11 protein-coding genes are annotated in these 12,349 nt (G+C 64.5%); 1 reads left to right on the top strand and 10 read right to left on the bottom strand.

The annotated features are described in order from the left end of the window. Positions 1 to 63: 63 nt before the first annotated feature. Genes AC0IYU_RS25085 through AC0IYU_RS25115 form a run of 7 tightly spaced genes read right to left on the bottom strand, consistent with a single transcriptional unit; the run spans position 64 to position 5,933 of the window. Positions 64 to 1,020 (bottom strand): TrbL/VirB6 family protein, encoded by a 957-nt coding sequence (locus AC0IYU_RS25085; RefSeq protein ID WP_472122421.1) that lies wholly within the window; start codon positions 1,018 to 1,020, stop codon positions 64 to 66. Between the two features lie 35 nt (positions 1,021 to 1,055). Next, complete coding sequence (locus AC0IYU_RS25090; RefSeq protein WP_472122424.1) at positions 1,056 to 1,322, bottom strand: hypothetical protein; 267 nt, start codon at positions 1,320 to 1,322, stop codon at positions 1,056 to 1,058. Position 1,323: 1 nt separating this feature from the next. Next, positions 1,324 to 2,046 (bottom strand): P-type DNA transfer protein VirB5, encoded by a 723-nt coding sequence (gene virB5, locus AC0IYU_RS25095; RefSeq protein WP_472122427.1) that lies wholly within the window; start codon positions 2,044 to 2,046, stop codon positions 1,324 to 1,326. Continuing rightward, positions 2,046 to 4,553 (bottom strand): VirB4 family type IV secretion/conjugal transfer ATPase, encoded by a 2,508-nt coding sequence (locus tag AC0IYU_RS25100; protein WP_472122430.1) that lies wholly within the window; start codon positions 4,551 to 4,553, stop codon positions 2,046 to 2,048. The genes virB5 and AC0IYU_RS25100 overlap by 1 nt, the downstream gene beginning before the upstream one ends. Beyond that, positions 4,553 to 4,879: a VirB3 family type IV secretion system protein gene (locus AC0IYU_RS25105; protein WP_472122433.1), complete on the bottom strand. Its 327-nt coding sequence runs from the start codon at positions 4,877 to 4,879 to the stop codon at positions 4,553 to 4,555. Before AC0IYU_RS25105 ends, AC0IYU_RS25100 begins: the two co-directional genes overlap by 1 nt. A 9-nt stretch (positions 4,880 to 4,888) precedes the next feature. Next, positions 4,889 to 5,260 (bottom strand): hypothetical protein, encoded by a 372-nt coding sequence (locus AC0IYU_RS25110; protein WP_472122436.1) that lies wholly within the window; start codon positions 5,258 to 5,260, stop codon positions 4,889 to 4,891. A 46-nt stretch (positions 5,261 to 5,306) separates the two neighbouring features. Then, a complete protein-coding gene (locus AC0IYU_RS25115; protein WP_472122438.1) occupies positions 5,307 to 5,933 on the bottom strand; it encodes a lytic transglycosylase domain-containing protein in 627 nt (208 codons plus the stop codon). 133 nt (positions 5,934 to 6,066) lie between these two features. Between AC0IYU_RS25115 and AC0IYU_RS25120 the strand changes: the two genes are divergently transcribed. Next, on the top strand, positions 6,067 to 6,909 hold the full coding sequence (locus AC0IYU_RS25120) for a helix-turn-helix domain-containing protein (protein WP_472122441.1): 843 nt from the start codon (positions 6,067 to 6,069) through the stop codon (positions 6,907 to 6,909). A gap of 114 nt (positions 6,910 to 7,023) precedes the next feature. Here AC0IYU_RS25120 and mobF read toward each other — a convergent pair whose 3' ends face one another. The 3 genes from mobF to AC0IYU_RS25135 are packed head-to-tail and all read right to left on the bottom strand — an operon-like array spanning position 7,024 to position 11,995. Further along, positions 7,024 to 10,032 carry a MobF family relaxase gene (mobF, locus tag AC0IYU_RS25125; protein WP_472122444.1) on the bottom strand — a complete coding sequence of 1,003 codons (3,009 nt, stop codon included), beginning with the start codon at positions 10,030 to 10,032 and terminating at the stop codon, positions 7,024 to 7,026. A 14-nt stretch (positions 10,033 to 10,046) separates the two neighbouring features. Further along, entirely contained in the window at positions 10,047 to 11,642 is a 1,596-nt protein-coding gene (locus AC0IYU_RS25130) for a type IV secretion system DNA-binding domain-containing protein (RefSeq protein WP_472122447.1), read from the bottom strand. Continuing rightward, positions 11,639 to 11,995, bottom strand: a complete 357-nt coding sequence (locus AC0IYU_RS25135) for a hypothetical protein (RefSeq protein WP_472122449.1) — start codon at positions 11,993 to 11,995, stop codon at positions 11,639 to 11,641. Before AC0IYU_RS25135 ends, AC0IYU_RS25130 begins: the two co-directional genes overlap by 4 nt. Positions 11,996 to 12,349 lie beyond the last annotated feature (354 nt).

A 12,349-nucleotide genomic window follows, 5' to 3' on the forward strand; every position in this document is an offset into this window, starting at 1 on the left:
TGGAAAGCGCGGTAATCCACACCCTGCCGCACACGCTCGACACGTTGATCGCCATCTTGCCTCCTACCTGGCGCGGGACCTGCCCAGGGACGGCCGAGCGCGCGCCAAGCCCGCCAGTCCCGACACAAACGTGCCGCCATTGCCCCCCGTCATCGACGCGCAGATCGCCGGGATCTGCAGGAACATGCAGAACATTGCAAGGGAAATCAGGATCACCGGGACGCAGATCGCCACGACATTGACGCCCGCGCCGGTTCCGCTCGCACCTGTCAACTGGAGCGCCATCTCCGATACAGTCGCGCCGTTGGAGCCACCCAATTGAGCCGACAGCTTGGCCAGGTAAGCATTGAGTATCCCCATGAAGAGGTACACGAACAGCACGGTGAACACATAGTAAAAAACGAAGTAGAGCGCGGTGCTGATCCAGGAAAAAAAGAAACTGCGCGTCTGCGACAACACCAGCGCCAAAAGGAAGAACGGCCCCACGGACAGCACAAGGCTCAGCCCGAGCTTCGAGAAGATGATGGCGAACAGCGCCGTGGCCAACAGAAGATAGGCCGCGACCGTCACCAAGGCCGCAAGCAGGAACACTGCGATGGCCGCTCCAAATGCGAACTCACTCGCGAAGCTGCCAGCGGCTGTGAACAACGCCGAGATCAGATCCACCATCTTCTGGTTGACCTCGCCCAGGAGATCCGGTGCGTTGGTCGCCGAGCGGCTCGCCGCCGCCGTCAATTCCGATGGCAATTGAAAGATCGGTGCGGCCACCCAGCTCAGATAGCCGTTGCCCATCACATGGAGAACGAGCATGAACCCGACGAACTTCAGCAGCCAGTCGGTCACGGGGATGGCCACCTTGCCTTCCATGACCAGGTAGCACCAGACCAGCATGCTGATGCCCAGCAGCACCCAGGCGACCGGGATGACGTAGCCCGAAATGCCCGTCGCAGCTCCCTCATAGAAGCCATTCAGAGCACTCTCGAAGTTGGCGTAAATGTCGCCGATGATCTCGTTTGCCATGGAGGGATCTCGCGGGGGATGGTGCGCTGCCTCGCTCAAAAGCGGGTGCTCAGCGGCTTTCGCATTGCGCGAACGTGCTCAAGTTTCTTGCACACGTTGGCTCGCCGCTGGTATCTCTCCACTTCGCTTTTACAGGCATCGACCAGCGTCTTCAGAGGGACGAGATTGCCCCTGTCCGCCTCCGCGGCAACAAAAGCGGCGTCGTAGGCTGTCGCTTCTTGCGCCTGATGCTTGCCGCAGGCAGCAAGGGCCATCGCCACGGCGGCCAGGGCGCACCCTTTCAGCGCATCGATCTTCGTCATGTCAGAACCTGATGCCCCCCGCTGCGCCGCGGGCCATGCCAGCATTGAAGCCGTCGGTCGCGGCCTGCCGGCGCAACTGGCGGTCCGCCTCCTGCATCGACTGGATCGCAGTCAGCTTGATCTGCTCGTTCTGCATGCGCACCGTCTCGACCTGGATGCGCGCCTGGACCTCGGCAATCGTCTTCTGATCGGTCGACGCATTGATCGACCCGACAAAAGTCTGCAGGTTGCGAATGTTCTGCGCTGCCTTGCGGTAGCCGAGGTCGCCAATGTGCTTTTGCAGGGCGAGCTGCTGCCACTGCTGCGTGCAGCGTAGCCGCATGCTCGGGTCCGCATTCAGCTGTGCGCACGAGCGCAACTGGCTTGAACGCACGATGTCGTCGACGGCGCCCGAGATGCCGGCGAAGGCGCCGCCGTTGTCCTGCATCGCGCGCGTGGCCGCCACGTAGTCCTCGGGCAGGTACTGCTTGAGCAGATCGTTGTTCAGCAGGCTGCCCATGTTGCGAGCTCCCTGGAGCGTGCCGTACAGCTGCTTCATCTGATCGAGCTGCTTGTTCATTGCGCTGAGTTGCTCCATCCACTTGGCGATCGTCTCGATCTGGTTCACCGTGGCGGGGATATCGCTCGTAACGGTGACCGGGACTTGCGCATGCACGGCGTGCATCAGGCCCACGCATGTCGCAACGACCACGCCGAGCTTCCTCGCGTGTTGCAAGTTGGTCATCACACTCTCCTTTCAAGAAAAACGGGCAACCACAGCGCAGGCGCAGACCCAACGGCTTCGATGGCTTTTCGCATCACCTCGACGTTGTCGAGGCTGGCCGAGATCACCGACAGCATGTCCTCCATGCCCGACAGATCCATCCGCACCAGCACCGACTCGGCGCCCTTCTTCAACAGGAACTGGCCCGAGTTCTCCTCTGTGTGCTTGACCAGATGGAACTCGCGCGGCGTGAGTTTCAAGCCTTCGATGTAGTCCGCCTGCTCGGCCTCGCCGTTAGGCAGCAGCAGCTGGGTGGGGAATTGCGACAGCAAAGTGCTGCCCAGAGGCGATCGGCTGATGTCGCTGGGCTCCTGTGTATCCAGACCGATGACGCCGTCCTCCTTGCGGATCGTCTTGCCCTTGTCCTCGATGAACCGCTGCATCAGTGGATCCTTCAGCGCGCGCCATGCCTCGGCAATGTCGATGATGTGCGGCGCTCCCGCCGCCTGCCGGGCGATCTTGTGGGTCAGATAGCGCAGGATCGGCGTGCGCGCCTCCTCGATGTCCAGGAAGTTCGTCATGTCGAATCCGTAGGTGTCGCATCCGCCCAGATCGAACCGATCGTGCGCGTTGTCGAGCACCCATGCGAAAGCGCCCCCGTCACACCAGCGCCCCAGTGCCTGGTAGAGGCCGTGCTCCTGGTGCGTCGGCAGCGCATCTCGCACACGGGCGTAGCGGCGCTGATGCGGCGGCAGGTGGTAGACCTGCCGGATGCTGCGCAGCAGGACCTCCTCGTCACGGTGTGACATGACGTATTTGCCATCGAACTGAGCGTTCCAGGACATGATGCTCAGGATGACGGCGATGTTCTCGGGCGTGGGCGGCAAGGAAAAAGGATTCATGCCCGTCGGCTCGCCGGCGGCGATGTCGAAGTACTGCCCTCCCATGGCCCGGATGCAGATCTCCTCGCCATGGTCCTTGTCGAAGCTGAAGACCTTGAGCTTTTTGCCGCCCGCCAGTGCACTCTTGCGTGCCAGCAGCCGCAGTGCGAGCTTGAGCACGGTCTTGCCGCTGCCGGAGCGGCCGATGATCTTGTAGTTTCCCAGCTCCTTTCGGTGAGCACGCTGCCCCCGCGGGTGCTCGCCCAAGCCTTGTGCATGCGGCACCTGGCCGTCCGGCGCCACGGCATCGTCGTAGTCCAGCCGCACGCCCTGCTCAAGCAGACGGTCGCGGCTGACGTGGAAGTTGAAGAAGTAGGGCCCGGCGGCCGCCGTCTTCATCAGGGCGATGGGCTCGCCCCACTGGCTGCCACTGGCGTTGCCCGTCGGGTGGTTGTGCATCGGAAAGAGCTTCGCGAAATTCCGGCTGCTGATGGGCATCGCACGGATGCGCCCGTGCCTGAAGTTGCCGGGCAGGCAGCTGAAATACGTGCAGATCAGCGCACCACCGCGCTCGCGCGAAACCCCCATGCTTTTCTGATCGAGCAGCGTAACAGCCGTGTTGACGTGACGGTTCAATTCCTTGACGGTGTCGCCATAGACGATCAGGACCAGTTCGTGATCAAGCATGCAGAACCGCCCTGCCTGCAACTGCGTGCGTGCCGCGGCCACCTCGCCAAGCTGGTCCTCGTTGGCGCTTGTGCTCTTGATGCGGTTGTACTGCGACTTCAGCAGTGCATCCGCCCGGTCGAACGCCATCACGGTCGCCGACTGACTCAGCACGAACTCGAACGGGGCCGACAGGAGGCCGTCGAAAACCTTGACGTCAAGAAACTCGGCCTGGTACGGTGCGACGAGTGTGAGGCAGGCTGCGACCCGGGACCCGGAGGCACCTTCGATCTCCACGGTCTCCGCACCAAAATTCAGCGCTCCGGCTTGCAGCTTGTGGCTGAGCTCACAGGCATCGAGGCGCACATGCCGGTCGACGTTGTGAATCAGCCGCCCGTAGAACTCGGCAACATGCGAGCAAAGCTGGCCTTCGACCTCGTGGGTGCCGAGCGCGCGCGGGTGGTAGCGACGCAGGCTGGCCACCAGTTGCGCAGACAGGCGTGTCAGCTCCTCGCGTGCGCCACGGCGCAGTTGCGCCACCGCCTCGCTGTCCTCGCGCGACAACCGCAGGCTGAGACGATCGATCTTGCTGCCCGCGATCCGATACACCGGCGAGACGAACAGCCTGTTGATGAACAGTCGCTCGCCCTCGAATTTCTTTGCGTACTGCCGCGCAAACTCGCGCGACAGGTCGTTGTCGTAGTCCGTGTCCAATGTCTCGTATTGCACCCGCCGGCGCTCCACATGCGTCCACAGGGCGACGTGGGGGCTGCGCGCGATGCTGTTGATGGCGGACAGCCATTGCTGGTTGAGGCTGTCGAGCTCCCTGTGGCCGAGCGTCTCGAACGCCACGCCATGCAGCCCGATGGTCTGTGTCAGATCACCTTCGTAGGTGACGACCGTGTGATCGTCGATCTGCTGCGAATAAGGCAGGCAGCTCGCCACGCTGCGCTGCGCGAGACCCGCGGCGTCGCCTTGCATCACGCAACCTCCCGACGCGAGAGATGCGGACTGAAGACGACGATGCGGCCCGCACCGCGGCGGTTGCCTGCAAACCAGCGATACCGGTAGTCAGCGAAGACATCGCGCACCCAGAAAGGATTCTCGTTGGTGCGCAGGACCAAGATGAGGTGCAGCGGCAACAGGAGCAGGCACCAGAAGCCGACCAGCCGCATGCCCAGCAACAGCGCCATGCATTCGACCCCGAAGACCGGCAACGGGACGTAGGCCTGCAGCGCAGGCACCTGAGGCCCGCGATACACCGCGACCTTTTCTAGCGGCGGCTCTTCGTGACGAAGATCACTCATTGCTGGACCTCACAGACTCGAGATGCCGGATGCCGAACCACCGACGGCATCCTTGACGAACTGGATGATCGCGACCACGCCGAACGCCAGCGCCGTGCCAAGCAAGGCCTGGAAAAAAATCTTCTTGGGATCCTCACGTCCGAGCCAGTTGCCGGTGACCCAGTTCAGCAGCGTCACGAGGCAGGCGATCGCGCCGACTACCCCCACCACGCCATAGATGGCGGTGAAGATGTTGACGCCCGCCTGCTTGAGACTCTGCGCCGTCACAGGGTCGACCGCGGTCATCGTGGAGGCGACCGCGCTGCACAGACGCAGGGCTGCGAGGGGCCATCGCATCGTGTCGCCGGCCCCACGGGGTTTGATTGACATGGCTGATTTCATGGTTGCTCCTTGGCGTTGTCGTCATGCTTCGGGCACCAGGCCCCGGCTAAAACCCCGCGACGGTCGACTTCTTCGCAAAGATCTCCGCTGCTTCGCTCCGCGAAGGCGATAGGGAAGATTCGGCGTGGCTGCTCGACGCCCCGCGAGGCAAGCCGGAATTCAACGACATCGGAGATTCGCCTGCAGATGGCTGGACATTGACCCGCAACGCCGGCGCGCCGCCCTGCGCATAGGCGACGACCCGCTTTGCATAGCTGGCACTCGCGACGCGATCGATGGCGCCAGCGTTGTAGCCACGCAAGGCGGCATGCGTGGCCGCCATGCCAACGTAGCCCGCCGTCCGTGCGTGACGATAGAAGCCCTGGAGGATGCGCTGGCCCGCCTCGAGATTCAGACACGGGTCGAAGGCCTGCTCCCAGTACATGCCATAGCGCGTGATGTTGCTCACGTGGATCTGGGCCAATCCGACTGAGAACCGTCGCCCCGCTGATGCGAGGGCCTTGGCCTGCGCGACCGCCTGCGTCATGGTTTGCGGCTGTCGCACCGGAATCTCGCCGGCATCCATCCCGATGGCCATGGGGCGCCAGGACGACTCCACGCGCACCAGCGCATGCATCAGGCGCGCAGGCACCTCGGGGGCGCATTGTTCCAGCAGGACTGAACTGTCTACCATGGCCACTCCTCAACGAACAGGTCCACCGAACAAATCCACTTTTTCAATACTTCTCGCGGATTTATCTTGTTTTTCAAGACTACATCCACTGCATACTCTTGGAAAGTGCTGTTTACGTGTTGGAACAATTTGAATGACCGCATCCAGTGATGACGAGGCCCTTTCCCGCGGCGCGCAGGCAGTGCGCGCGCTGCTGGATCGCCATGGCATTCCCAAACACCGCCATTCGGCTTTCGTCGGCGAGTTCTTCGAGCTGTCGCGCGCGGCCGCGCACCAGCGCGTCAGCAGGAGCACGGCCTGGACCCTCGAAGAACTCAGTGCGCTGGCCGAGCATTTCGGCGAGACGCTTGCCGGCGTGGTGACGCCTGATCTCCAGAACAAGGTCGCCGAAAGCGCTCAGGCGATCGCTGCCACGCTCAGTGCAGGCGACGCCAAGATCGCCTGCCGCATCTGGCTGCGTCCCGGCAATGAGCCTTCGCACGGGGACGTGTTCGTTGCCCTGCGCACCGGCGCCGATCATGTGGTCATGCCCGCGGCCGCGGTGCCCGCCGCGCATGCGGTACGTATCTCCCGCCTGGAGGTCGACCAGTCGATGCCAAGCACAGGGCGTGTCGCGGTGCTGGACGCGAGCGACAAGGCCGCAGCCGCTCTTCGAGACCACCTGCGAGGCGCAGGCTTGGACGCTCACTCCTTTCGCACGGTAAAGGATCTCGTGAGTGCCGCAAAGGCTGCGGCATTCGCAGGATACGTCGTCGACTGGTCAGCCGTGCGCTCGAAGATGGACAGCCTGTTGCCGGCGATCCGAGGACACCAGGATCCGTGCACATTGATTCTGCTTTCCGACCGCAAGCGATCAACGGCTGCGGACATCGCTGACCTGGCGAAGGCCGTGGTGCGCTACAAAGCCCAGGTCCTGGAAAAGCCGGTGCAGCTTCCATTGCTGGTCTCCCTGCTCCAGAGCAGCTTGGGTCCCTGATGGGATCGGGCTGCTGCCAGGCTGCACGGGACCGAGCAAGAGTCGCCGGACACGGCGCTGGCCCGTGGTGCAAGCAAGGCTTATGCATCGACCGCAGCGCACTCGGGAAGGCGCTCAGCCCATCCCCCTGGAGCGCCGCACGCCGCTTTGCGCCGGCTTTGGGGGTGCCCATGGTCGCACGCGCGCCGCGGGGTCCTTTGCGCGCGGGCCCTGCGGCAATTTTTGCATGCGCGCCCTGAGCAGAGCTGCCTCGTTGCGCGCGTCCCGCAGGTCGAGCGCAGCGAACTTCTTCGGCTCCCGGCTCATGGCGGCTGCCAGCTTCGATGCATCATCCGTGAAGAGCGTGACGTGCTCGCGCGCGCGCGAGATGGCGACATAGAAGACCGCCCGGTTGCTCGACAGGCTGCGGGTGTTGGCATCCACCAGAACGCGGTCACTTGTGAGGCCCTGCGCCGAGTGAACCGTGCTTGCGTACGCATGCTGAAGGTGCAAAGCGAGCTTTCGGTCCATGCGAACGCCAGCACTCGGCCCGTCCAGGGTGATGTAGCGATCATCGATTGCCGCGACACGGTATCGCTCACCATTGCGCACGCCCAAGGTCTGATCGTTGGCATTCACACGCACCAGATCCCCGGGTGCCATTTCCACCGCCTCGGGCCGGTACACCCTGAGCATGGATTGCCTGGATGGCTCGAATGTGAGGACCGTGCCATCTTCCCGCTGCACGGTCAGCGTGCCACGACCTGGACGATGGCCCACGTCGACGATGCGCAACTGCTCTCCCTTCAAAAGCGCAGTGCCATAGCTGCGCTGCGGCACGACCACCTGGCCGACATCGTAGCTCTGGGAAGATTTCAGCTCGGCGCGTGTCATGTCGACCGGATCCAGGATGCGTACTTTTTGTCCTTCCTGCAGACCGAGGCCTTCTCTAACCTTCGCGTTGATGCTGCGGCGCGCGTCGTTCGTTCCCGCCACGATCAGCGTGCCGGCGCGTGCTTCGGCGCACAGCCGCAGGTACTCTTCGGCGATCAGCGAATGCCGCCGGACGTCATCGCGCGCCTCGACCACCGCGTGCTGCAGCCGTGCCACTGCCAGCGGCACCTCCCCGCGAGCCGCGTGCACGACGGCAGCGCGGACAGACTCTCGCTTCTGTCGCTGGATTTCGGTGAGGAACGCCTTGGTCATGCCCGCGTCCTGCAGCTGTTCGAATGGCCTGCCCGCCTCCACGGCATGCGTCTGGTGACGGTCGCCCGTCAGCACGAGGCGCGCATTCTGGCGCTCGATGATCGACATCAGCATCTCGAACTGGTGTGCAGGCACCACGCCGGCCTCATCGAGGAAGACGATGCTGCGGCTGTCGAGCCGGTCCTGATGGCTCCTCCTCGCAAGCAGCGATGCCAGGGTCTGCGATTCCATCCCGAGGGCCGCCAACGCCTGATTCTGGGAGGCATAGGGCGCCAGTCCGATCACCTTGTAGCCTCGGACCGTGGACAGCCGCGTGGCCTGTGCCTTGATTTCCTGCACCGCCTTGCTGAGCATGTGGCTCTTGCCGGTTCCAGCCAGCCCCTGCACGCCGACAAAGCGATCGCGTGTCGACAGGATCATGGCGACGGCATCGCGCTGGCCCGCATTGAGGTCGCTGCCTCCAAGCAGACGCGCGACGGCCTGCGGCGCCGCCACCGGGGCAACGGCGCCTCGCCCACTGCGCTCCATGGCCAGCACATGCAGTTCGCTGCGGCGCGCTTCGGGCGTTGCGAAGCGTGGCTCCGAGGGCACGAGCGCGCCGCGCTGGATCGCCGCATCCACGGTGCGATCGGCTTGCGCGTGTGTTTGCCCTCGCGCCGCCATGGTCAGTGCGATCCACGACGACCGACTGAGCTTCTCGAACTCGTCGTGCGCCTTGAAGCGGCCTGCGCTGGGGTCCTTGCTCAGTTCCGAGGCGGAGACATTCAAGGACCGCGCGGTCTGGTACAGGACGAGTTCCGGCACGAGTCTCCCATCGGCCCTTGCGCGCTCAAGCGCGCCTTCGACTGCGCCAGGGGATGCGGTTGTCGCGGCGCGGCCGTACGCGACCTCGAGCAGCTCTGCGCGGGAGAACACGCCCTGGCGCTCCGCCAGATGCGCAATGGCAAAGTCCACCGCCTCATTGGCGGCCGCCGTTGCACCCGATCCTCTTGCGGTTGCCGCGCTCAACGCCGTGCCCAGACGCCGCGGCACCTGTCGAGGCTCCAGGTCTGGTCGACCCCGCCTGTCGAGTTCGAAACCGGCCTCGCGCGCAATCTGCAACCAATGCGCACGCAGCCAGGCGCGGTCGCTCTCGCTCTTGCGCGGGCGCGAAGCGAGCGCGAGGATCTGCTTGTGGGCAGAACTGGCCCGGTCACGGTCGCGCCCGTCGAGCGAAAGCAGCCGCTCGATCTCGCGGCTGCGCTGGCTGAAAAGCCGCACCGCCGCATCGGGGACATGGGAAAGCTCCCACCCTCCCTTGCTCGTGGCACGCAGATCGAACCCCAATGCACGCAGCTTCTCGGCCAGAGTCGCCCGGTAGAAGGCGCCCACCATGCGCACGTTGCGCAGCAGATCCTCGTTGGACAAGGCCCGCCACTCGCCGTCGACCCGCCGAGTGAGATTCATGACAAGGACGTGCGTGTGCAACTGCGGATCCTGGGCGCGGGACAGTTCGTGGCGGAACGCCGCCCCGACGAGGACGCCGGTTCGCTCTCGGAACGAAAGGCCGCGCTCCTTCCTGCGCGCAGCGGCGAAACTCTGGAGCAGCTGCAGGCTTTCCGCGACGGCGCTGTCGTGCGCCGCCACGATTCGTGAATCCCCCAGCATCAGCGCCTCGATGCTCACCGACTTCGGCGCACTGAACGTGAAGTCAATGCCTTTGCGATCCTTGCCGGCACGCGTTCGACTGAGTCGCATCCGATGCCCGTCGGGCAGTTGTCCATCGAGCAGTTGACGCAGCGTCTCGGGCTCGACGGCTGACATGCCTGCCAAGCCCAGCAGATCGACCCCAGCGCCGATCCATTCGCCGCGGTGGCCCTCCTTGCCGTAGTAGTCATCCGAGGACTCGAAGTAGTGCGCCGCGCCCGCCGCGCTTGTGATGAACTTGAACGACAGCATGATCTGCTCACCGCTCAGGCTGGCGCACCGGGGTCGGCCGCGAACAGCAGGTTCGTCGCCTGCGGCCTGTGCATGAAGTCATCCGCCAGTACGATGGGCGCCACCACCATCTGGCGCGCCCGGTACTTCAGCGTCACGCGCGCGATCGGGTAGTCGCCGGCCAGCTTGACGTAGCCCGTGAGGTTGGGCAACAGATGAAATTCCGCCGGAGAAACCACGCGCTCCGTGTCCTGGCGGTGTGATATGCCGCCCCTGGCGAGCCGCCCGCCCACGCCGTGACTGGCCACCCGCCTCAGCACGGTGTGTTCCCCCAGCCCCCGCGAAAACTCCTCAGCCGTGTAGGTGTCCAACTCGCCGATGCCACAGAGGAAGGAGCTCCTGAAGCAGTTGCGCAGCGTCAGCGCATCCTCCTTGCCATAGGTGTTGTTGAGCTGGGCGAGCGACTGAACACCCGGCACGATGCGCAACCCCTTCTTGCGGCCCTTGGTCGCCGCGTCGATGATGTAGTTGAGCTTCTCCAGCGAATCGAGCTCGTCGCACACCAGATGCATTCGGCGCGACGGGTCCTCGGCCATGGAAAGCACACTGGCGCAGGTGACGTCGACCCAGCACGAGATCAGCGGCTTCAGCGCCTGCAGCATGTCCTCGCGCCAGGTGATCCACAGGCTTCCTTGCCCGTGGTCCAACCAGTCGCGAAACGAGAAATCGCCCGATGGCAAGTACTTGTGCGGCGTGATGTACTGCGTCAGGACGGTGCGGATGCTGGCAAGCGTGTCGGTTGCACCGTGGAAGCACCCGACCGCGGGGGTGCCAGCGAGCAACACCTTCAAATCATCGTTTTCCGCAGCCGTCAGCCAGTGGACAAGGCGCTCGGTGGTTCCCTGGCCCTGCCGCAGCAGGATCGTCAGCGTCTCGCTGACGATCGTCCTTCCCATGCTGTTCCATGTCTCCTGTTCGGTGGACGGGCTGCGCGGGATCAGACTGATCGCATACTGCTCGCAGTCGAAGCTCGTACGAATCTCGTTGAAGACACTCCAGCCCTGGCTGCGCTTGTCGAACGGATTGAGAATGCAGTCGCCCGGCGCATGGAAGTACCGCATCGATGCGCCGTCCGGATCGATGCACACAAGACGGTCGCCGCGCGCGAGTGCGCTCTCGATGTATCCGCCGATGCACACGCTTTTGCCAGTCCCGGTGGATCCGCCGATGAAGAACTGCGTGCTCTCCACCGCCCGAGGGACGGGAATCCCGGCGAATCGAAGCTGCCCCCTCCCGGCCCGGGTCCTCGATGCAAGCACATGCTGGCTGACCATGCGCGGTCCGCGCAGCCGCGCGATGAAGACGGCGCCGCCGAAGTGATTGGCATAGCGATTCACGACCAGGATGAACACCACCATGCCCGCGAGCAGTCCGCACAGCGGGCCGACCCACAGTGCGGGCACGCTGGGTGTCGCTTTGGCGGCGAACCAGGCACCCCGCAGGAACAGCGCTACGGGCAAGCGGTAGTAGAGGGCCATGCCGGCGCCCCAACCCGCCATCGTCATCGCCAGCACCATCAGGCACAACCAGCCGCGCATCGCGTTGTCAGGCGTTCGGCGATCATTGGTCATCGGTGTCCCCTCAGGCAGGCCTCCACCGCCGACACGTCGATGAACTGATCGGCCTGGGCCCGCACGCCCTCGCCGACGGATTTGCGCACCATGAGGTAGATGCCGCAGATCAACCCCAACAGCAACTCGGGGTCTGCGCCACTCCTACCAGCCCCCTGCAAGCGTCCGAGAAGCTCCCTCATGACCTCCAGCTCCTGGCGCATGCCCTGCAAGGCATTGGTGTTGGGATGAGAGGCATCGAAATAGACCCGCTTGATATGGGTGCCCAGAGCGGGGTCCGCGGAGGCGGCATAAAGGCGCTGCAGCACCTCCTCCTCGGCATCGTTGAACCGCAGGGGAACGTACTTGGCCATGTGTTACACCACACCTCGCCGCACGGGAGGAGAAACCGACGCGGGGTCACACACGCACCGCCCGTGTAACACCGAGGAATTGAGCGCCCATGCCGCTGTCCCCGCATCCTGTGGGTGCGTATGGTGTAGCGCCCGCTGGGCGGTGGGCGGGCGCCGCGGGGCGGCCCGGGGGCCGGCTCCGACGGCGATCCTCCCCGGGTTGCTGCCAGGGAAAGCCACCGCCCTGGGCCATCGGGCGGGCCGCAGGGCCGCCCGAGAGCGTGACATCGACCGGCCGAAGGCCGGCGCATGCATCCGGCTTGTGCTCATTGCGTGCTCCTTTTGCATCCGACGCGCCGCAGCGCCGTCCGCTCT

The organism is Variovorax sp. AC103 (assembly GCF_979254005.1).